This window comes from Aureivirga marina (assembly GCF_015767265.1).
Taxonomy (GTDB): domain Bacteria; phylum Bacteroidota; class Bacteroidia; order Flavobacteriales; family Flavobacteriaceae; genus Aureivirga; species Aureivirga marina.
This window is the reverse complement of the sequence record NZ_JADPIB010000003.1, coordinates 136101-156707: the sequence shown is the minus strand read 5'-3', so window position 1 is coordinate 156707 and position 20607 is coordinate 136101. Positions and strand designations below refer to the sequence as shown.

At 27.2% G+C, this 20607-nt stretch carries 21 protein-coding genes; 10 read left to right on the top strand and 11 right to left on the bottom strand.

Annotated features, from left to right (window positions below):
* Positions 1-154 precede the first annotated feature (154 nt).
* On the bottom strand, positions 155-1393 hold the full coding sequence (locus I1A51_RS07520) for an HD domain-containing protein (RefSeq protein ID WP_196892645.1): 1239 nt from the start codon (positions 1391-1393) through the stop codon (positions 155-157).
* A gap of 42 nt (positions 1394-1435) precedes the next feature.
* Here I1A51_RS07520 and porX point away from each other — a divergent pair, with 42 nt between their 5' ends.
* The 4 genes from porX to I1A51_RS07500 are packed head-to-tail and all read left to right on the top strand — an operon-like array spanning position 1436 to position 4993.
* Positions 1436-2983: a T9SS response regulator signal transducer PorX gene (gene porX / locus I1A51_RS07515; protein WP_196892643.1), complete on the top strand. Its 1548-nt coding sequence runs from the start codon at positions 1436-1438 to the stop codon at positions 2981-2983.
* 12 nt (positions 2984-2995) lie between these two features.
* The gene (gene tsaE, locus I1A51_RS07510; protein WP_196892641.1) at positions 2996-3406 is read left to right on the top strand and encodes a tRNA (adenosine(37)-N6)-threonylcarbamoyltransferase complex ATPase subunit type 1 TsaE; all 411 of its coding nucleotides are present in this window, start codon (positions 2996-2998) and stop codon (positions 3404-3406) included.
* Positions 3403-4605 (top strand): alanine dehydrogenase, encoded by a 1203-nt coding sequence (locus I1A51_RS07505; protein WP_196892634.1) that lies wholly within the window; start codon positions 3403-3405, stop codon positions 4603-4605. The genes tsaE and I1A51_RS07505 overlap by 4 nt, the downstream gene beginning before the upstream one ends.
* A 4-nt stretch (positions 4606-4609) precedes the next feature.
* Positions 4610-4993, top strand: a complete 384-nt coding sequence (locus I1A51_RS07500) for a DUF4258 domain-containing protein (RefSeq protein WP_196892632.1) — start codon at positions 4610-4612, stop codon at positions 4991-4993.
* 38 nt (positions 4994-5031) lie between these two features.
* Here I1A51_RS07500 and I1A51_RS07495 read toward each other — a convergent pair whose 3' ends face one another.
* Complete coding sequence (locus tag I1A51_RS07495; RefSeq protein ID WP_196892620.1) at positions 5032-5547, bottom strand: tetratricopeptide repeat protein; 516 nt, start codon at positions 5545-5547, stop codon at positions 5032-5034.
* Positions 5548-5942: 395 nt separating this feature from the next.
* On the opposite strand from I1A51_RS07495, the gene I1A51_RS07490 reads away from it, so the two are divergent.
* Positions 5943-6344 (top strand): DoxX family protein, encoded by a 402-nt coding sequence (locus I1A51_RS07490; protein ID WP_196892618.1) that lies wholly within the window; start codon positions 5943-5945, stop codon positions 6342-6344.
* Positions 6345-6426: 82 nt separating this feature from the next.
* On the opposite strand, the gene I1A51_RS07485 is transcribed toward I1A51_RS07490, so the two are convergent.
* Both I1A51_RS07485 and I1A51_RS07480 read right to left on the bottom strand, forming a co-directional pair.
* Positions 6427-7173, bottom strand: a complete 747-nt coding sequence (locus I1A51_RS07485; protein ID WP_231373988.1) for a DUF6503 family protein — start codon at positions 7171-7173, stop codon at positions 6427-6429.
* A gap of 66 nt (positions 7174-7239) precedes the next feature.
* The gene (locus I1A51_RS07480) at positions 7240-7623 is read right to left on the bottom strand and encodes a hypothetical protein (protein ID WP_196892616.1); all 384 of its coding nucleotides are present in this window, start codon (positions 7621-7623) and stop codon (positions 7240-7242) included.
* Between the two features lie 154 nt (positions 7624-7777).
* On the opposite strand from I1A51_RS07480, the gene I1A51_RS07475 reads away from it, so the two are divergent.
* Both I1A51_RS07475 and I1A51_RS07470 read left to right on the top strand, forming a co-directional pair.
* Complete coding sequence (locus I1A51_RS07475; protein WP_196892615.1) at positions 7778-8674, top strand: ABC transporter ATP-binding protein; 897 nt, start codon at positions 7778-7780, stop codon at positions 8672-8674.
* Between the two features lie 18 nt (positions 8675-8692).
* Positions 8693-12343: an ABC transporter permease/M1 family aminopeptidase gene (locus I1A51_RS07470; protein ID WP_196892613.1), complete on the top strand. Its 3651-nt coding sequence runs from the start codon at positions 8693-8695 to the stop codon at positions 12341-12343.
* 89 nt (positions 12344-12432) lie between these two features.
* Here the strand turns inward: I1A51_RS07470 and I1A51_RS17695 are convergent, their stop codons facing one another.
* The 3 genes from I1A51_RS17695 to I1A51_RS07460 all read right to left on the bottom strand — a co-directional run bounded on the left by I1A51_RS17695 (position 12433) and on the right by I1A51_RS07460 (position 14025).
* Positions 12433-12555, bottom strand: coding sequence for a hypothetical protein (locus I1A51_RS17695; RefSeq protein WP_262895822.1), 123 nt, complete (start codon positions 12553-12555; stop codon positions 12433-12435).
* A 122-nt stretch (positions 12556-12677) separates the two neighbouring features.
* Complete coding sequence (locus tag I1A51_RS07465; RefSeq protein WP_196892611.1) at positions 12678-13394, bottom strand: hypothetical protein; 717 nt, start codon at positions 13392-13394, stop codon at positions 12678-12680.
* Positions 13395-13404: 10 nt separating this feature from the next.
* Positions 13405-14025 carry a LysE family translocator gene (locus I1A51_RS07460; RefSeq protein ID WP_196892609.1) on the bottom strand — a complete coding sequence of 207 codons (621 nt, stop codon included), beginning with the start codon at positions 14023-14025 and terminating at the stop codon, positions 13405-13407.
* Between the two features lie 162 nt (positions 14026-14187).
* On the opposite strand from I1A51_RS07460, the gene I1A51_RS07455 reads away from it, so the two are divergent.
* Positions 14188-15615: a pyridoxal phosphate-dependent decarboxylase family protein gene (locus tag I1A51_RS07455; protein ID WP_231373987.1), complete on the top strand. Its 1428-nt coding sequence runs from the start codon at positions 14188-14190 to the stop codon at positions 15613-15615.
* A 13-nt stretch (positions 15616-15628) separates the two neighbouring features.
* Here the strand turns inward: I1A51_RS07455 and I1A51_RS07450 are convergent, their stop codons facing one another.
* The 4 genes from I1A51_RS07450 to I1A51_RS07435 all read right to left on the bottom strand — a co-directional run bounded on the left by I1A51_RS07450 (position 15629) and on the right by I1A51_RS07435 (position 18335).
* Entirely contained in the window at positions 15629-16150 is a 522-nt protein-coding gene (locus I1A51_RS07450) for a GNAT family N-acetyltransferase (protein ID WP_196892607.1), read from the bottom strand.
* Positions 16151-16261: 111 nt separating this feature from the next.
* The gene (locus tag I1A51_RS07445; protein WP_196892606.1) at positions 16262-17008 is read right to left on the bottom strand and encodes a ceramidase domain-containing protein; all 747 of its coding nucleotides are present in this window, start codon (positions 17006-17008) and stop codon (positions 16262-16264) included.
* A 54-nt stretch (positions 17009-17062) separates the two neighbouring features.
* Entirely contained in the window at positions 17063-17866 is an 804-nt protein-coding gene (locus tag I1A51_RS07440) for an MBL fold metallo-hydrolase (RefSeq protein ID WP_196892603.1), read from the bottom strand.
* Positions 17867-17882: 16 nt separating this feature from the next.
* Positions 17883-18335, bottom strand: a complete 453-nt coding sequence (locus tag I1A51_RS07435) for a doxx family protein (RefSeq protein WP_196892602.1) — start codon at positions 18333-18335, stop codon at positions 17883-17885.
* Positions 18336-18669: 334 nt separating this feature from the next.
* Between I1A51_RS07435 and I1A51_RS07430 the strand changes: the two genes are divergently transcribed.
* Positions 18670-20031: an HTTM domain-containing protein gene (locus tag I1A51_RS07430; protein ID WP_196892600.1), complete on the top strand. Its 1362-nt coding sequence runs from the start codon at positions 18670-18672 to the stop codon at positions 20029-20031.
* Between the two features lie 216 nt (positions 20032-20247).
* Positions 20248-20511: a hypothetical protein gene (locus tag I1A51_RS07425; protein ID WP_196892598.1), complete on the top strand. Its 264-nt coding sequence runs from the start codon at positions 20248-20250 to the stop codon at positions 20509-20511.
* Positions 20512-20607 lie beyond the last annotated feature (96 nt).

Genomic DNA, 20607 nt, shown 5'->3' with positions numbered 1-20607 from the left:
TCTAATTTTAAAAAAATAGGATTTTGTTTTTAATATTATTTTAAGAAAATTATTTCTCTTCTTCCATTTTTATGAAAAAAATTTCTTCTTAATTAAGTGAATAATAATCTGTTTATTAATTTAAATTCGTTTCTAAATAGTACCGTGAATATTGTTAATTAATTAATTCTTTTGGATAACAAACAAAATATTTTGTCACCCTTTTAGACAAAGCTTGAATGTTCAAATGATCCGATGCTTCAATTACGTCTTTAATTTCTCCGTTTTTGAAAAGCATTTTTATTGGACTATAAGTTGCATCATAAGCTTGGTTACTTATTTCGCCTGCAAATATAAAATATTCTGACAAGCTCTTTTCAATTTCACAGCTTTTTCTCCATTTTTCCTTCATTTCTTCTATTCTATCTTTAGAAAATGGTGTTTTAGAAATTTCAATCTTAGGAAAATTTCTATTTGTAATCATCTTCGCTAAGCTAGAAAGTACAAAATCATCTACAAAAACCCATTCCTTAATTGCACCTAAAACATCATAATCGTCTAATCTTGCAAACATTTCAAGAGTATGATTATCGAAATTTTCTTCCTTAATTTCTTTATATAAAAAATATTTAAATGTGTTAGAAGCTGGAAGTTCCATTCCTGATTTTGCCAATTCTTTTGCTCTCTTTAAAACAGAAACCAATAAATTTTCAGCAACAACTCCAGTTTTATGCAAATAAACTTGCCAATACATCAATCTTCTAGCAATGATAAAATTCTCGACAGAATAAATTCCTTTTTCCTCAACAACCAATTCATCATTTTTCACATGAAGCATCGTGATAATTCTATCAGAATTAATTGCTCCTTCAGCAACTCCAGAATAAAAACTATCTCTTTTTAAATAATCTAATCGATCCATATCCAGTTGACTAGAAATCAATTGATGTAAAAATTTTCGAGAATATTTTCCTTTAAAAATAGAAATAGCCAAATCTAATTTACCTTCAAATTCTTTGTTTAAAGCCTCCATAAATTTCAGAGAAATTTCCTCATGAGTGATTCCAGAAACAATACTATGTTCTAAAGCATGAGAAAAAGCTCCATGACCAATATCATGTAACAAAATAGCAATTTGTACAGCTTCCGCTTCTTGGTCCGAAATTTGAGTGCCTTTCGAACGTAAAACCCGAACGGCTTTTTGCATTAAATGCATTGCACCTATCGCATGATGAAAACGCGTATGATGCGCTCCAGGATAGATCATATAAGACATTCCCATTTGTGAAACACGCCTTAATCTCTGGAAATAAGGATGTTCAATTAAATCAAAAATTAATACAGATGGAATCGTAATAAATCCGTAAATTGGGTCGTTTAATATTTTAATTTTGTTCGTACTTTTCTCGTTCAAAATGCTTAATTTAAAAGATAAATAAATACAAATATAGCAACTATGAATAACATACAAATTCTGTGGGTTGATGATGAAATTGATTTATTAAAACCACACATCATTTTTCTAGAAAAAAAGGGCTATAAAGTAACTAGTTGCACAAATGGCGCCGATGCAATTGACCTAATAAATGAAGAAACATTTGATATTGTATTTTTAGATGAAAATATGCCAGGATTGACTGGATTAGAAACTTTGACAGAAATAAAGCAAATTCAACCAAATCTTCCGATCGTGATGATTACAAAAAGTGAAGAAGAATATTTGATGGAAGATGCTATTGGAAATAAAATTGCAGATTATTTAATCAAACCTGTAAATCCAAATCAAATTTTATTAAGCTTAAAGAAAAATTTAGATCATACCAGATTAGTTTCTGAGAAAACTACTTCGAATTACCAACAAGAATTCCGTAAAATTGCGATGGATTTAAGTATGGTTAATACATATGAAGAATGGATTGAATTATATAAAAAACTTGTTTATTGGGAATTAGAATTAGATGATATTAAAGATTCTGGAATGATGGAAATTCTGGAAAGTCAGAAACAAGAAGCAAATACCCAGTTTTTTAAGTTTGTAAAGAAAAATTATAAAGATTGGCTACATGATGATGATAAACCTGTACTTTCTCACACACTTTTTAAAGATATAATTGCACCAAAAATTGATACAAAAAACGGAACCTTTTTAGTTGTAATTGACAATCTTAGATATGATCAATTTCGAATTTTAGAGCCGTATTTGGAAGAATATTATAAGAAAATTGAAGAAATTCCATATTTCAGTATTTTACCAACTGCAACTCAATATGCAAGAAATGCACTTTTCTCAGGTTTAATGCCTTCTGAAATGGAAAGAATGCATCCAGATTTATGGAGAAATGATACAGATGAAGGTGGAAAAAACCTCTATGAAGATGAGTTTTTAGAAGCACAAATTCGCAGGTTAGGTTTACAATTAAAACATGAATATTATAAAATCACAAATCTGAAATCTGGTAAGCAATTAGTAGAAAGTTTTAGTGCTTTAAAAGATAATGATTTGACAGTTGTAGTGTATAATTTCGTTGATATGCTGTCACATGCTAAAACGGATATGGAAGTAATCAAGGAACTTGCAAGTGATGATAAAGCATATCGTTCTATTACAAAAAGTTGGTTCCAAAACTCTCCTTTGTTTGAAATGATTGAAAAAGCACATCAAGCTGGAATGCGTTTAGTGATTACAACAGATCATGGAACAATTAATTCTACAACACCTTCAAAAGTAATTGGAGATCGAAATATCAGTTCTAATTTACGCTATAAAACAGGTAAAAGCTTAACATATAATGACAAAGAAGTTTATGCTGTAAAAAATCCAAAAGAAATCTTTTTACCGTCAATAAATATGAGTAGTTCGTTTATCTTTGCAAAAGAAGATTATTTCTTTGCATATCCAAATAATTACAATCATTTTGTAAAGTATTATAAAAATACTTACCAACATGGTGGAATTTCTTTGGAAGAAATGATCGTTCCTTGTATTATTTTTGATCCAAAATAAGAGATTTTATAAATGAAAATAGATTATACGTTAGAGAATTTATCTGAAGTTGCTGATTTTGTTTTAGAAAATGCTTCCAATAAAGTATTATTATTTTATGGAGAAATGGGAGCTGGAAAAACGACATTAATTAAAGAACTTGCAAAAAAATTAGGTGTAAATGATTTGACAAATTCCCCTACTTTTTCTTTGGTTAATGAATATCATTCCAATAAAGGAGAAATTATTTATCATTTTGATTTCTACAGAATTGAAGATGAAGAAGAAGCTTATGATATCGGAGTTGAAGAATATTTCGATAGTAACGCATGGAGTTTTGTAGAATGGCCTCAAAATATAGAAAATTTATTACCTTTAAGTGCTGTAACACTTCAAATCACCATAAAAAGTGCTACAGAACGAACTTTAGAAATTAAATCATGAGTAATAATCCAACATCTCCATTCAGCATCAAGGAACTTCTTCCTCAAGAAGAAATGTTAGAAGTAAAAAAACGTAAAGGAGCTCTTGTTATTGGAATTCCAAAAGAGTCTTTTTACCAAGAAAAAAGAGTTTGCTTAACGCCCGATGCTGTTGCGGCACTAACTTGTCAAGGTCATAAATTTGTGATTGAAACTGGCGCTGGAGATGGTGCAAATTTCTCAGATAAAGAATATTCCGAAGCTGGTGCAAAAATAGTGTATTCTTCAAAAGAAGCTTTTGATTGTCACATTATTTTAAAAGTTGAACCACCTTCACTTCAAGAAATAGATTATATAAAGCCTCAAACTGTTTTGTTTTCTGCACTTCAATTGAAAACACAAAATAAAAAATATTTTGAGGCTTTAGCTAAAAAAAGAATTACAGCAGTTGCTTTTGATTTTATTATTGATGAACATGGAGCTTATCCAGTTGTAAAATCATTGAGTGAAATTGCAGGAACTGCTTCTATTCTTCTTGCAGCCGAAATTATGGGCTGTGCAAAAAAAGGTAATGGAATTTTACTTGGAAATATCGGTGGAGTTCCTCCATGTGAAATTGTTATTTTAGGAGCTGGAACTGTTGCTGAATTTGCAGCAAAAGCTGCTTTAGGTTTGGGAGCAAGCATCAAAGTTTTTGATAATTCTATTACAAAATTACAAACACTTCAACATCGTTTAGGACAATCTATTTACACTTCTACTATTCAACCAAAAACTTTACAAAAAGCTTTAATGCGATGTGATATTGCAATTGGAGCAATTCATGGAACTTCTCGCTCTCCTGTTGTTGTTACAGAAGGAATGGTGATGAAAATGAAAGAAAATTCCATTGTAATGGATGTGAGTATCGATCGTGGAGGTTGTTTTGAAACATCAGAAATTACAAATCACAAGAAACCAACCTTTGTAAAACATGGTGTAATTCATTATTGTGTTCCTAACATTCCATCAAAATATTCTAGAACTGCCTCAGAATCATTAAGTAACATCTTCACTCCTTATCTTCAAATTATCGCAGAATCAGGAGATTTTGAAAATGCTGCAAGATTTGACAAAAGTTTGCAAAAAGGTGTGTATTTTTACCACGGAATTTTAACCAACCGTGCTGTTGCTGATTGGTTCAATATTCCGTATAGAGATATTAACCTATTGATTTTTTAAAAAAATGAATTTATTCAAACGTTTAACATATTTTGGAGGAGGATTGTTGATGGGAATCTTCTTTCTATTTTTCTTTTTAAATGGAAAAAAAGCTTCATGTGATTATTTACCAAATGACAGAGTTTTAAAGAATATTAGAACAAAAAAACTCCATTATTCTGAAGATGCTCAAAAAGAAATGTCTACTTTACAATTAGATACTTTAGATATTAAAACTATTTTGACAAATGGAGATGTAGATTTTGGAAGAAGTAATACAAAATCAAAACCATGCAGAAAATACATCATTTCAGGAATGACAAATTCTGAAAAAGAATTAGAATTAACAATCAAGAATTGCGAAGAAGAAGCAATGGTTGAAACGATAATTCCAATTGCAACAAAATAAAACATAAAAAAAGTGGACTCAAATCAAGTCCACTTTTTTTATTTATTCTTTACTTTCTTTCGCTTTTTAGGTTTAAAATCTTTTTGATGTAATTGAATTCTTTCCTTTTCACGATCTAAAAAAGCTAAAAAATCCGAGTTATATCCAAATCTCCTTGCCTTTTTTAAGCAAAATAAAGCATTCTCATACATTTTTAGACATTCATATAACAAAGCCTTCTTTTGCCACATTAAACCTTTGTCTATTCCTTTTATTTTAAGTGCAAACTCAATTAATTTTGCTGCTTCTTTATAATCTTCATTTTGCAATAAAACTTTTATATAATGTGGGTATATGTAAAGTGTATAAATGTCGATTTCAAGCGCTTTTTGAAAGTAGCTTTTCGCCGTTTCAAATTGCTCTAGCTGCTCAGCATATACTCTTCCCATTAAACAAAGAGCATAAGGGTCATTTTCATTATACGCCAGAGCATAATTTAATGATTCAATTGTTTGAACTAGATCATACGGATATGCATCTAAAGCTTCAAACAAATAATTATTTTGAAATGTCATTCTAGTTTTCGATTGGTTTTTTCAAAACATTTTAAAAAAAACGTTCTATTAATATTTTTCACTTTTTAATTAACAATTTAACAAAATATCTAAGAATTTACAATTTTTGTTAAAAATATTAATCTAAGAATTTACAAAAACCAAGAAAAATGGGAATTTAGTTGTAAAAAACATAGCTTATAATTTTTTTATTTCTTATTCATATCGCCAAATATAGTACTTTTTTTAACTCTTCTTATTTTTTTAATAATTATTCCATTTATTTTTCAAAATGAAACAACTCTATAATTTAATAAAATAATTTTAATCATAAATTGATAAATATAATATAAAATTAAAGTTAATTTTTGTAAATTTCTAGCAATGAAATAATTAAAACTTAAAAAACTTTCATCATGAAAAAAAATCTAAATCTAGGACTTCTAATTCTAAGGCTCGCCGTTGGTGTATTAATGCTGTTACATGGAATCGCAAAATTATCAAATGGAATCGGTTTTATCGAAAACCAATTACAAACTTCAGGAATGCCAGGATTTTTAGCTTACGGAGTTTATATCGGTGAAGTATTAGTTCCTATTTTAATCATTTTAGGAATTCTAACAAGACTTTCAGCGCTATTATTAATAATTAATTGTATCGTAGCTGCTTTACTTTTCCATACAAATGAAATATTTTCATTAAGTCAAACTGGAGGATGGAGTATAGAACTTTTAGGTTTATACGCTCTTGGAGCTCTTGTTTTATATTTTACAGGTGGAGGAAAATATGCGTTTAAGACAAAAGGAAAATGGGATTAAATTTTTTATAAAATCATAAAAAAATCCCTGTCAATTAAATTTCAATTGGCAGGGATTTTTGTATTACTAAATTAAAATATATTTATTTTACAACAATATTTTCAAGCTTAATTTCTGATACTAATTCTAATTCATCTTTCTGAAATTTCACATCAAAATCTTGTATATCTAATGTTTTATTTTTTGGTTTATAATTTAAATAATCAACGAATTTTATTCCATTAATTTCTCTTGAATTTATCGCTTTTCTAAATCTAGCTCCGCCATCATTAACCTTAAAGCTATACGATAAGTAACCAACACTAAATACCTGATTATCAAAGTAATAAATATAAACATCTTCATAATCAGTTCCTCCTCCATCTTGTGAAAATGTCACTTGAATTTTATGATATTTTTTAGAATTTATTGTTGTATCTTCAAGCTTCTTTTTATGAACTGCTTTATCATTTAAACCATAAGGAAGTAATGCAAAATAAATTACAGAATTAACAGATTCAGAATATGCAAAAGCCATCTTTTTTGGAACTTCTACAACTTCATTTTCAATTCTTCTTTCAAAGCCATTATTTGTCAATCGATCTTCAATTGTTCTACCTAAAAAATCTTTTTGAAATCGAGAATATTCAAAAATTCCATTATCTCTTTTTGCTGTATATTTTTTATCTCGGAAAGTAAATTCTACATTAATTTTATCATATCTCTCTCCTCCTGCTTTTTCGATTGCTTTATTTACAATTTCATCAGCTGTTAGCTCTTTTGTTTTGTTTTCTTTACATGAAATAAAAAAAATGCCAAAAACAAAAAGCATGATTACATTTGTCTTCATTACCTTGTATTTTTGGCAAAAGTAAAGCTTTCATCCATGTATTTTTCCAAAAAAAATGTTAAGAAATTACTCTTTCTTTGCTTCTTCTTCTACGAAAAGTTCGCAATTACATTCTCCTGAAAAACCATTGGAAATAAATCCTAAATTAAACGAACTAGTTTCTTCTGATTCCAATGAAAATTCTGTATAGTAAATAATTTCTTTACCTAATTTTTCAATTGTAACATAAAAATCTAGATCTTTTCCTTCCTTTAGTGTCTCTAATTTAAAATCATAAGTAACACCAAGAAATTTTAGAGAAGTTTCCGAATTTAAACCATGATAAAATGTCTTCTCTTCTACCACAATATCATTAATCGTTCGCACTAATTTACACTCATAAGTTTGTGAAAAAGAAACTTGTGTAAACATGTAAAATAAAAAACTTAAAATAAAATACCTTTTTTTCATAGTTCGAGGGTTTGGCTGCAAAAGTACATAAACCTTTTAGTTAAAAACAACATTATTTCAATATTCTTTTGATTATTAAATAAATAAAATACTCTTTAAGTTATGTAACAATTTTCAAAATTTATAGTCTTATGGATAAAAAATTAAATAATCCATGAAATTAGCTATTAAAAACCTAACGAAAACCTATAAGAATGGCGTGAAAGCCATTGATAATGTAAGTATTGAAATTGGAACTGGAATGTTCGGACTTTTAGGTCCAAACGGTGCAGGAAAATCTTCCTTAATGCGAACAATCGCAACTTTACAATCTCCGGATTCTGGAGAAATTTTATTTGAAGGAAATAATATTTTCGAACATAAAATGGAACTTCGAAAAACACTAGGTTATCTTCCACAATCATTTGGTGTTTATCCTAAAATGAGTGCTGAAGATTTGCTTTATTATTTTGCAACTTTAAAAGGAATTTCTTCTAAAAAAGAACAAAAACAAATAATTCAAGAAGTCTTAGAAATCACAAATCTTTATGATGTTCGTAAGAAAAATGTTGCTGGATATTCTGGAGGAATGAAACAACGATTTGGAATTGCTCAATTACTTTTAAATAATCCAAGGCTAATAATTGTGGATGAACCAACAGCAGGTTTAGATCCAGCGGAAAGACATCGTTTTTTAAATGTTTTAAGAGAAGTTGGAACAAATTCTACCGTAATTTTCTCTACACATATTGTAGAAGATGTAAAAGAGCTTTGTAATGAAATGGCAATTTTAAATGGTGGAAGAATTTTGAAACATACAACGCCAATGGAAGCGACAAAAGAATTGGAAGGAAAAATCTGGACAAAAGTAATTTCAAGAGAAGAATTGTCTGAAAATGAAGCTTTATATAATATTTTATCTTCAAATTATAATCAAGATAACAGCTTAAATATTCGAATTCTTTCAGAGCAAAAACCTGCAAATGAATTTATCATGTCCACACCACAACTTGATGATGTTTATTTCAAATATTTAAAACAAGACGAATTACAATCACAAACAATTGTTTAACCAATATTTCAACAAACCATGCTTAAAATATTCACATTTGAATTAAAATATTGGTTCAAAAATCCAACTTTCTATATCTTTTTTGGGTTATTTTTCATCTTGGCTGCTTTATTTTCATCAATAAATGCAGGAATTTTTGAATCAATCACTTCTAGTTCTGTAACGACTAGAATTATGAACTCTCCTGTTGCAATCAATGATATTTTTAATGGAATTTCAACTTTCATTTGGTTTTTAATTCCTTCGATAATTGGAGCTTCCGTTTATCGCGATTTTAAATCGAATATGCACAGTATTTTATATTCTTATCCTTTCACAAAATCAGAATATCTTTTCGGGAAATTTTTCAGTTCTGTTTTTGTTGTTAGCATCATTATTTTAGCAATAATGCTAGGAATTATCACAGGATTTAATTTACCTGGAACAAATGATAAAGTCTTAACTTCTTTCCAAATTCTTCCTTATTTAAAAACTTATTTTGTTTTTATTTTACCAAATATTTTATTCATTGGAGCAATTGTTTTTGGAGTTGTCACTTTTTCTAGAAATATCGCTGCTGGATTTATCGCTATTATTCTTTTAATGTTTGTTGGTGATATAGTTTCTGCGGTTTTTGATCAAGATAAAGACATTTTAAAACTTGCTCTTTTTGATCCATTCGGAAATGAAGCCTTGAATTATTATATCAAAAAATGGACAGTTGCCGAACGAAATGTTAATCCTATTCCTTTAGATAATATTATTCTTTATAATCGTTTGATTTGGATTTCTATTTCTACCATAATTTTTGCAACTACTTTCCGTTTATTTGAATTTCATCAAAATGCTTTTTCTTTTAGTATTAAAAAGAAGAAAGGAATTCGTTTTGTAAAACAAAATTTTGGAAATATTGTGCGAATTCAATTACCAAAAGTTTCTTTCGATTATTCATTTTGGTATAATTTAAAAGCAAGTTGGAAATTTTCAAATATCGAATTAAAATATATTATTAAAAGTTGGCCATTTATTATTATTGCTGCTGTTGGAGTTATATTTTTAATCATTTCTTCTACAGTTTTTGGTGAAATTTTCGGAACAAATACTTATCCGAGAACTTGGCAAATGTTATTAATTCCTGGAGGAATTTTTAAATTCTTTTTATTGATTATAACTTTCCTTTATTCTGGATTATTAATTCACAGAAGCAGAACAGCAGGAATCAATGTTTTAGAAGATTGTACGACAATTCCAAACTGGACTTTATTACTTTCAAAATTTATTGCAATTTTAAAAATGCAAGTAATTTTATTATTTGTAGTGATTATAGCAGGAATTTCAATTCAAACATATCGAGGTTATTACGATTATGAAATTGGGCATTATTTATTCGATATTTACATCTTACAGTTCGCTTCTATTATCATTTGGACATTTCTAGCATTCTTTCTTCAAACGATGCTTAAAAACACTTATATCGCATTTTTTATTTTATTAATTCTAAATATTGGAATTCCTTATTTATCATTTATTGGTGTTGAACAAGCAATTTTTAAATACAATCAAGGCCCAGGTTATCAATATTCAGATATGAATGGTTATGGAGCATTTCTTTCTCCTTTCTTTATCTATAAATCTTATTGGACTTTATTAGGAATTGCTCTATTAATTTTAAGTGGAATTTTCTGGACAAGAGGAATTACTTTTTCTTTAAAAGAACGTTTTTCAATTGCAAAAAAACGCTTTTCAACAAAAACTTCTCTTGCTTTTGGTGTTTTAATAGTTGCTTTTCTTTCATTAGGTTTTAAAATATATCATGAAAATAATATTGAAAACAAACGATTTACGCAGAAAGAAAGAGAATTACAGCAAGTTGAATGGGAAAAAATGTACAAAAAATACCAAGATGTACCACAACCAAGAATTGTTTCTGTAAATATCGACATGGAAATTTTCCCAAAAGAAAGAAATTTTAAAGCAAAAGGAAACTATATTTTAATCAATAAAACAGAGCAACCAATTGATTCTATCTTTTTAAATCATAATGATTATCCAAGTACATTTATTTTTGATCAAGAAAATAACTTGGTTTCAGAAGATACAATTTTCAATTTTGATATTTATAAACTTAAAAAACCTTTACAACCAAATGATTCTTTAAGTTTCACTTTTGAAATTGCAAATAAAAAACATACAGCTTTAAGATCTAGTTCTCCAATTTTAGAAAATGGAACATTTTTCCATAGCTTCCACTTTCCTTCTTTTGGTTATTCAGAAAATAGTGAATTAACAGATGACGGAGTTCGTGAAAAATATGGATTACCAAAAAACGATTTACGTCCGCATCCTTCAGATACTACAGCTTTAGGAAATACATATATTGCACACGATGCTGATTGGGTTGATTTCGAAGCAACTGTAAGTACTTCAGAAGATCAAATTGCAATTGCTCCAGGATATTTACAAAAAGAATGGATAAAAGACGGAAGAAGATATTTTCATTATAAAATGGATAATAAAATCTTGAATTTCTATGCTTTTAATTCTGCTAGATATGAAGTTTTAAAAGATAAATGGAAAGGAATTGATTTAGAAATTTATTATCACAAAGGACATGAATACAATTTAAATCGAATGATGAAAGGATTAAAAGAATCTTTAAAATATAACATTGAAAATTTTAGTCCTTACCAACATAAACAAGCTAGAATTATTGAATTTCCTTTAACGCAAGGTTCTTTTGCACAATCATTCCCAAATACAATTCCTTATTCAGAAAGTGTTGGATTTATTGCAGAAGTAAAAGATGAAGATGATGAATCTTTAGATTATCCTTTTGCAATTACAGCTCATGAAATTGCACATCAATGGTGGGCGCATCAAGTAATTGGAGCGGATGTTTTAGGAGCTACAATGCTTTCAGAAAGTTTATCAGAATATGTTTCTTTGAAAGTTTTAGAGAAAACTTATGATAAACAAAAAATGCAAGTTTTCTTGAAAGATGCTTTGGATAAATATACTGAAAGAAGAGCTTTTGAAACAAAAAGAGAAAAACCTTTAATGTATAATGATGGACAAGGATATGTTCGTTATCAAAAAGGTTCTTTGGTTTTCTTTGCTTTGAGTGATTATATTGGAGAAAAGAATTTAAATAATGCTTTAAAACGATATGTAGAAAAAGTTAAGTTCCAATCTGCACCTTATACAACTTCGGAAGAAATGGTTTCTTATATTGAAGAAGTAACTCCAGATTCTTTAAAATATGTGATTGATGACATGTTTAGAACTGTTACTTTGTATCAGAATAGAATCTCTTCTGTTTCGTCAGAAAAATTAGAAAATGGAAAATACAAAGTAGATATTGAATTTGAAGTTGCGAAATCTCGCTATAATGACGAAGGAAAAGTTTATTATAATTTCCAAGAATCAGATACACTTTCTTATAAAAAAGAAGGAAGTAAAAGAACTGTTTATTCTGCTCCATTAGCTGATTATGTAGAAATCGGAATTTTTGGAGAAACAGATAAAAATGGAAAAACGAAAGAAAAAGAATTGTATTTAAAAAAGCATAAAATTGATAAAATTTTCAATACAATTTCTATTATTGTTGATGAAGAGCCAAAAGAAGTTGGTGTAGATCCTTATTATAAATTAATTGATCGAAATTCAAATGACAATAGAAAAAAACTATAAAATTTTAATTTAAAAACACAAAAAAAGAGACTATTTCAGGCGAATTAGTCTCTTTTCAAATCAATTAACAAAAACTAAAAAAACATTATTTAATCATCAAACTTTTTCTCTTCTTTTAAAAAGCCATTTTGAGCTGCTCCTTCTTCATTTATTTTCCCCTCAAACATTGCAGCTTCAAAACAGCATTTTGTATGAATTCTCCCCTCATACATTTTAAAACTACTCTCTAATAGTTTTCCTATCTCTCTATTTTAAAGATAGAATAAAAATTTTAATTAACAATATAACTATCTGATTTTTAACACTTTATATTTTATTTTAACATTTTATACGGTTAATGTAAATCAAATTTTAATCCTAAAAACAAACTTGATAAATCAGAATTCCTAAAAATTGGTGTTGGACTGTATTTCAGATAGATATAATAACTTTTATATCCTAAATATGTTGAGAAACCATAGTTAAAGTCAGTAACACCAAACTCATTCTTGACTTTATCCTTGTGTTTTGTTCCGTCGGGTGAAATGTATTTTAAGCATTGTTTAGAACTTAGTTTCGCTCCTCCATACATTCCAAATCCTATTTCATAGTTATAAATATTAAATTCTAAAAAAATTGGAATTTCGAATCGAACAATTTTAAAAAGTGCAGATTTTAGATTTCCATCATAATTTTCTAAAGTTGTATTTCCATTATTTCTAACAAAATATTTTCCATTATCCGCATATAAATTATTCCAAGTAAAAGAAAATCCATATCGAAAATCCAATAAATAACTATTTTCAATCAATCGAAAATCTCGAATAAATCCAATTTCTAAAAAAGTAGATCTCCAAAATTTAAATTCAGAATCATTTAAAGTGGAAAAATTCCGATTTTCTATCACATTATGCATTCCAAATCCGATTGTAATTGCATTATCTGAGCGATCATCAAAATGATAATATTTATATTCTTTCTTTGGAATAGTATCTATAGTTTTAAAATGAAAAGCATAATTATTAATAGAAAATAAGCTAAAAATGAGAATAAGAAGTAGTGTTTTTTTCATAATAGTTTATTTAAGATCGTGTAAAAAAGATATCTATAGCTAAAGCGATTAAGACAATTCCACTAAGAATTTTTGTTGTTCTATGGAAATATTTATTGTTTTCCATTCGTTTTCCTAAACTTCCTGTCAAAACTGAAACAATAGAAAGCCAAATCAATGAAATCAATGAAAAAACTCCTCCAAGAATCAAAGCATCCACAACATGATGTTTGGTATTATCAGGAATAAAATGAGGAATTACAATTACAAAAAAAGCAATTGCTTGTGGATCTGTAATTGCAATAATAAATCCTTGCATAAAAGATTTATCATAGCGTTTAAATTTCTTTTTAGAAGGTTTCTTTTTATAATTTATAATCGTAGTTATTCCAAGATAAAGCAGATAAATAATTCCTAAATATTTTAGAATATTATATAAAATTTTGGAAGAATTAATGACATAAGCAACGCCAATTGCACTTATTACAGTGTCAATTAAAAGTAATGTTACAATTCCCAATGAAACTTTAAAAGCTTCCCATTTGTTTGTCAAAATTCCTTTTGTAACTACATAAACAAATCCAACACCTGGCGTAATAATCAAAACCAAAGACGTTGTCAGAAAAGCAGAAAAATTAACAAAATCAAACAAAATATGTCATTTTAAAAATTTTCACTTTTTAAATTACCATTATTTTTAAGATTTTTCTTTGTACAAAATGATAAAAAAGCCTTAAAACCACATTAGAATGAAAAAAACGTAAAAAATTCTATGTAAGTTCGTCCAATCAATTAATTATAAAACTACATAGAATTGGAAAAAATAAAACAAGCTTATAACACGGAAGATTTTAGAGAAAAAGGACATGAAATGGTTGATTTCATCGCTGATTTTCTTCAAGATTCTTTAGAAGAAAAAAATAAAGTAATTCAATATAAAAAACCAGAAAATCAGCTAGAATATTGGAAAAATTACAATAAAAATGGAATTGATTTTTTAAAAGATGTTACAGAAAATTCTATACATCTTCATAATCCAAAATATATTGGACATCAAGTTTCTGCAATTGCTCCATTTTCTGCAATTACAAGTATGTTAACTTCTACTTTAAACAACGGAATGGCAATTTATGAAATGGGAAGTACAGCAACAGCTTTAGAAAAAATTATCGCTGAAAAATTTGCTGAAAAATTAAATTTCTCAAAAAATGCAGACGGATTTTTAACTTCTGGTGGAACTTTGGCTAGTTTAACAGCTTTGCTTGCAGCAAGACAAGAAAAATCAGAAAAAGATGTTTGGAAAAATGGAAATTCTGAAAATTATGCGATTATGGTTTCTGAACAAGCTCATTATTGCATTGATCGTGCCGCAAGAATTATGGGATTAGGAGAGCAAGGAATTATAAAAATTCCGAGTAATGAAAAATTTGAAATGGATATTTCTTGTTTGGAAAATGAATTTCAAAAAGCACAAGAAAAAAATTTAAAAGTAATTGCAATTGTTGGTAGTGCTTGTTCAACTTCAACTGGAAGTTATGATGATTTACATGCTATTTCTACTTTTGCAAAAGAAAAAAACATCTGGTTTCATATCGATGGAGCGCATGGCGGAGCAGTTGTTTTTTCTGAAAAATATAAACATCTTTTGGATGGTGTTGAAAAAGCAGATTCTGTAATTATTGACTTACACAAAATGATGATGACTCCTGCTTTGGCAACCATTGTGATGTTTAAAAACAAAAAACATTCGTATCAAACATTTCATCAGAAAGCTCAATATTTATGGGAAAAACATGAAGATGAAGATTGGTTTAATCTTGCTAAAAGAACTTTTGAATGTACAAAATATATGATGAGTGTAAAATTCATGAGTATTGTTCAAGAATATGGATATGAAGTTTTTGAAGAATTTATTGATAAAACGCATGATACTACTTTAGAATTTGCAAAACTTATCGAAAAACATCCAAATTTTGAACTTCCTGTTACTCCAAAATCGAACATTTTATGTTTTAAATTAATTTCTGATTTAGACATTCAAGAACAAAATAATATACATTCAAAAATTCGACAAAAATTAATTGAAAATGGCGATTTCTATATTGTTCAAACAACTTTAAATGGAAAAGTTTATTTACGATTAACTTTGATGAATCCATTTACAGAATTAAAACATTTAGAAATTTTATTGGAAGATATTTTAAAACTAGAAAATACATTTAAAACAGAAAAGGCTCATTAACCTGAGCCTTTTTTTATAATTCATTTTTACAAATCTCCCAAGTATTTACTTTTTGTTCAAAATTGATAGAACCTGGAATTGTAACATGACTTTTTATAAAAGTAAAACCTATTTTTTCCAAAACTTTATTCGGAGCCGGATTTTCAGCATAAGGTTCACAAATAATCTTTTCTAAATTCAATTTATCAAAAAAGATTGGTAGTGATTTTTGAACTAGCTTTACTCCTACACCTTTTTTTCTATTTGTTGCATTCCATAGATGTAAATGCATCTTTGCTTGTTTATTTTCTACAATTTCATTCACATTAGTGTGTCCAACAGCATTTCCATCTATTTCCCAAATTAAAGCATAAGTTTGTCTTTCTTTAATTGGTAAACTTAATTGCTTTGTAAGCATTTTTGTGAAATTTTCACGACTTGGAATTTTATCCAAAGCAACTCCCATTGAAATCAAAAAATCTTTATCTGAAAGCAACCAATAATCAGTTATTAATGGAATATCTTTTATTTCTAATTCTCGAATTGATAAATGCATGATTTCTAATTTAATTCTAATATGATAATGTTTTGAATTTCTTCCTTTTCTAAAATATCAATTTTATTTAAATAATCCATTTCTATTCTTCCTTTTTCTTCTATATAAATACTATTTTAAAATTTCTTGACTTTTTTGTTTAAAATCAATTGTAAATGTCAATAAATAAATTCCGAAAGCTGCAAAAATATGTTTTAAACTATGACCGCTAATCCATTGCATTTTATGAAATATTTGAAAGTCAAAATGTTCAAAAACTTTTGCAATAACATAACAAAGAAGTAAATACCAATAAAACTTTTTGGTCTCTTTTTTAGGTTTAAAAAACAATAAAATAATAGGAATTGCAAGCATTGGGTAAAATTGAATGAAAACATATAATCGTAAATCTTCGTTTTTACCAAATTTCCAGAAAATAATAGAGTAAATTCCAAAAACTAAAAGAGGAATGAATATTTTTTTTCCGAGTTTCTCTGAAATAAATTCTGAAAGCAACATCGAAAATAAAGTCATAAATGCTAAAGTCATCGGTAATCTATCCCAAACTAAAGTTGTTGAATTTGGAATAAAATGATAATATGCAGAGCCAAAACCTACTAGAATTATACTTGTAAAAAACAATTTCATTTTCAGTGTGTTTTCAGAAAATTTTAATTTTCTCAAACCAATAATTCCAGCAATAATAAATGGGAAATTTGAAATAACATTCCAAAAATTAGGAATTCCTAAAATGGTATTTTCATCGCTAAATATGTGATAATTTTCATCTTGATGAATAGGATTTATCAATAAAATAACAATTGCAGCTATTAATAAAATGCTTATTAATAACCATTTTCCAACTTTTTCTTTTTTCATGATTTTTCTTTTCAATAGAATCACAAAAAAAGCAATTTATAATTAGTAAAAAAATTATCTGACTAAATTTTTCACATTTCTAAGATGAATTGCTTTCATTTCAATTGGATTTGGAAAATTCTTTAAAAATTCTAAATCAAAAGGTTGTTTTTGATAAACATTTTCTTCCAATAATTTTAAATATTCTTTATCCAAAGCAATTCTTTTTAAAACAGTTTCTTTACTTTTTGCATAATCTCCATGACCAGAAATAACCAATGAAAAATCTTCATTTTCAATTAAATTTTCAAATAAATCCAGTGTATTTTTATAATCTTTTAAATTGTCATCAATCATTGGAATTTCAATATCTATCAAATAATCTCCAGCAATTAAAATATTCAAAGGTTTGATGATAAAAAATCCACTATCAATCGTATGACCAGGAGCTAAAAATCCATGAACAGAAATAGAATTAAAAAGAAATTCTTGATTATTTTTCTTGATTAAATTTGTAGGAACTGGATATGATAATTCAAAATCACGATGAATATAAAAACTCTGTTCAAAAGCTTCTAAATCATATAATGCTTTCTCAATATCTCGTTTCGTTAAAAAAGTTTCTGTCGTAATCAAAGCATCATAATCAAAAGCATTTACACCAATAATATGATCATAATCTGCATGTGTAATCAAAAGAACCAACTTTTTAGAACCTCTTCTTTCTTTTACTTTTTGTTGGATAAATTCCAATTCTAAAGGAAGATAATTTGGATCTACTAAAAAAAGTGTATTTTCTGTATCAATCAAAGTCGAAGTAGTTCTGTATAAACTACTTTCAAAAATGATTATATCTTTTGTTTCTAGCTGAATTTTCATTCCCTAAAAATACAAACTATTTTCTCTTAAAAGAAGCATTTGCGATAACAATTGCAGCACTAATAATTACAAAGTTTTTAAAAATATATTGTCCTTCAAGGGAAAGTGCATATGGAAATCTTGTGAAAACGATGGAAGGAAACAAAAATATAGGTGTAAGTGTTCCTAACATTTGAATGTTTAAAAGAACTAATGTTTGTTTTAAAAATAATTTTGTGAACATTCCAATTCCAATAATTACTTCAAAAATTGCTAAACCATATCGGATGGAATTTGCAGAAAACATCTGAAAAGTTAATTTATCTATCGTATTAATTGCTAAATCTTGAGCTGGACTCATTCCATCAAAAAACTTTAAAGTTCCAAACCAAATAAAAATAAAACCAATACTAAATCTCAATAATTTTGTTCCGTTTAATTTGTGAAGTTCTCCAACTAATTTTGCTTTTTGTTCAGATAGTGTTTTCATGTTTCATGGGGTTTTCGTGTGCAAATATATTTCTTTATTTTTAATTATTCTAAATAATAAAATCTATTTAGAATTTAATTTTTCTAAGAAAAAAGAATGCCAAAAGTTTAACTTAAAATCAATTTTAACATTCTAAAAATGTTACGAATTCATTGAAAACATAAAGAACTGTTTATTAAAATTTTGATTTTAAATTAGCTATCATTTCTTTTTAATAAAAAATATTTTTTCTACGAAAATTTAAATAAGTATGATATTTGTTTTCGATTTGCATGAAAAGTTTAGTTATTTTTACAATCCATTATTTATTAAAATTTAAACCAAATAAATTAAAATGAAATTGAATAATTTTCTTTTTAAAAATATTGACAACAGTGCAATGGTTGTTTTCCGAATTGTTTTCGGACTTTTGATTTTTTTAGAATCTGTAGGTTCTTGTTTTACAGGTTGGATTAAAAGAACAATGATTGAACCGCAATTCACTTTCAATTTTATTGGTTTAGATTTTCTCCAACCATTAGACGGTTACGGAATGTATGTTTATTATTGTATTATGGGAGTTTTCGGGCTTTTTGTAATGCTTGGTTATCGTTATCGTCTTGCAACAATTGCTTTTACAATTATGTGGGCTGGAGTTTATTTTATGCAAAAAGCTTCTTATAATAATCATTATTATTTATTGATGCTTTTAAGTGCAATTATGTGTTTTCTTCCTGCAAATAATTATGCTTCTTTGGATGCAAAACAAGGAAGAGTCAAAAAATCAATCTCAATTCCTAATTGGGCAAAATGGACTTTAATTGGACAAATGTGGATTGTTTATACTTATGGAGCTTTGCAAAAATTATATCCAGATTGGTTAGATGGAACATTTACAGGTCTTTTATTAAACAGTAAAGCAACACAATATCCATTTATGGCTGGATTGCTTAGAGATCAATCTTTTCATTTATTTATTGCTTATTCTGGGATTTTTTATGATTTATTAATCATTCCTCTTTTACTTTGGAGAAGAACAAGAATTTATGCTTTTGGAGCTTCATTTATTTTCCATTTATTTAATTCTTTTGTTTTTCATGTCGGAATTTTCCCATATTTATCTCTAGCGTTTTCATTATTTTTCTTCGATGCAAAAACTGTTCGAAATATCTTTTTAAAGAAGAAAGAATTGTATACAGAAAATTTAGTTACAATTCCTTCAAATGGAGCTTTTATCAAGACAATTTTTGTTACATATCTTACAATTCAATTTTTACTTCCAATACGAAATTTAGTAATTCAAGATTCTGTTTTCTGGACAGAAGAAGGGCATAGAATGAGTTGGAGAATGATGCTTCGTTCAAAATCTGGTTATATTAATTTTAGAGTTGTAAATCATAATACAGGAAAAACTACACGAATTAATTTAGAGGATTATTTATCAAAAAAACAACGAAGAATGATTGCTACAAAGCCTGATGTAATTTGGCAATTTGTGCAAAGAATTAAGAACGAATATGAAGGTCAAGATATTTCCATTTATGCAAATGGAAAAGTAAGTTTAAATGGCAGAAAATACCAAAGACTTGTAGATCCAAAAGTTGATTTAGCAAAAGTTTCATGGAATTATTTTGGACATCAAGACTGGTTAGTTCCATTTGAAGGTTGGCAAAAAGAAGAGATAAAACCTAAAGTTTCTTCATTAAAGAAAAAATAATTTTGCAATTTATCATATTTTTTAGTATAAAATTTTGAAAAAATAAAATATATTTATAGATTAGACACCTAAAAATAAATTCCTCATTATCAGTGAGGAATCTATTCTATAACTTAACTAACTAAATTTTATTACTATAATATAAACTGTTTTATTTATAAGATTATTGTTAGAACGTATCATTATTATTCAGGCAAAACTATAAAAAACTATAAAATGATCTTATTAAAAACATTCAAATGCAAAGAAAAACTCCGGACAGTTCAGAAGGAAATTGAAAATTCAGGAATTCTCACATTAGTTAAAACGTATGATAATTCCAATGTTTATAAATATCATCTTTTTGTACAAAAAGAGAAATATACACAAGCTTTCAAAAAACTTCAATTGATTGATTTATCTAAATCCCTAGAAGATAGTGAATCTAAAAAATCTTCTAATTCATTCAATTTATCCAATATCTTTAGTTTGAAAATTTAATCAGTTCTTATTATAAAATTAACTAACTATTATTCTTACACCTTAAAAAACTTACATCTAAAAAGATTTTTTTATTTGAAAACAATTTAAAATAAA

Excerpts from the sequence above, each read along its gene's own strand:
- I1A51_RS07470 (WP_196892613.1), top strand. The coding sequence starts at position 8,693 with ATGCTTAAAATATTCACATTTGAATTAAAATATTGGTTCAAAAATCCA.
- I1A51_RS07445 (WP_196892606.1), bottom strand. The coding sequence starts at position 17,008 with ATGAAAAAAGAAAAAGTTGGAAAATGGTTATTAATAAGCATTTTATTA.
- I1A51_RS07480 (WP_196892616.1), bottom strand. The coding sequence starts at position 7,623 with ATGAAAAAAAGGTATTTTATTTTAAGTTTTTTATTTTACATGTTTACA.
- I1A51_RS07425 (WP_196892598.1), top strand. The coding sequence starts at position 20,248 with ATGATCTTATTAAAAACATTCAAATGCAAAGAAAAACTCCGGACAGTT.
- I1A51_RS07500 (WP_196892632.1), top strand. The coding sequence starts at position 4,610 with ATGAATTTATTCAAACGTTTAACATATTTTGGAGGAGGATTGTTGATG.
- I1A51_RS07505 (WP_196892634.1), top strand. The coding sequence starts at position 3,403 with ATGAGTAATAATCCAACATCTCCATTCAGCATCAAGGAACTTCTTCCT.
- I1A51_RS07495 (WP_196892620.1), bottom strand. The coding sequence starts at position 5,547 with ATGACATTTCAAAATAATTATTTGTTTGAAGCTTTAGATGCATATCCG.
- I1A51_RS07475 (WP_196892615.1), top strand. The coding sequence starts at position 7,778 with ATGAAATTAGCTATTAAAAACCTAACGAAAACCTATAAGAATGGCGTG.
- I1A51_RS07435 (WP_196892602.1), bottom strand. The coding sequence starts at position 18,335 with ATGAAAACACTATCTGAACAAAAAGCAAAATTAGTTGGAGAACTTCAC.
- I1A51_RS07490 (WP_196892618.1), top strand. The coding sequence starts at position 5,943 with ATGAAAAAAAATCTAAATCTAGGACTTCTAATTCTAAGGCTCGCCGTT.
- porX (WP_196892643.1), top strand. The coding sequence starts at position 1,436 with ATGAATAACATACAAATTCTGTGGGTTGATGATGAAATTGATTTATTA.
- I1A51_RS07465 (WP_196892611.1), bottom strand. The coding sequence starts at position 13,394 with ATGAAAAAAACACTACTTCTTATTCTCATTTTTAGCTTATTTTCTATT.
- I1A51_RS07450 (WP_196892607.1), bottom strand. The coding sequence starts at position 16,150 with ATGCATTTATCAATTCGAGAATTAGAAATAAAAGATATTCCATTAATA.
- I1A51_RS17695 (WP_262895822.1), bottom strand. The coding sequence starts at position 12,555 with ATGTATGAGGGGAGAATTCATACAAAATGCTGTTTTGAAGCTGCAATG.
- I1A51_RS07430 (WP_196892600.1), top strand. The coding sequence starts at position 18,670 with ATGAAATTGAATAATTTTCTTTTTAAAAATATTGACAACAGTGCAATG.
- I1A51_RS07485 (WP_231373988.1), bottom strand. The coding sequence starts at position 7,173 with ATGAAGACAAATGTAATCATGCTTTTTGTTTTTGGCATTTTTTTTATT.
- I1A51_RS07440 (WP_196892603.1), bottom strand. The coding sequence starts at position 17,866 with ATGAAAATTCAGCTAGAAACAAAAGATATAATCATTTTTGAAAGTAGT.
- tsaE (WP_196892641.1), top strand. The coding sequence starts at position 2,996 with ATGAAAATAGATTATACGTTAGAGAATTTATCTGAAGTTGCTGATTTT.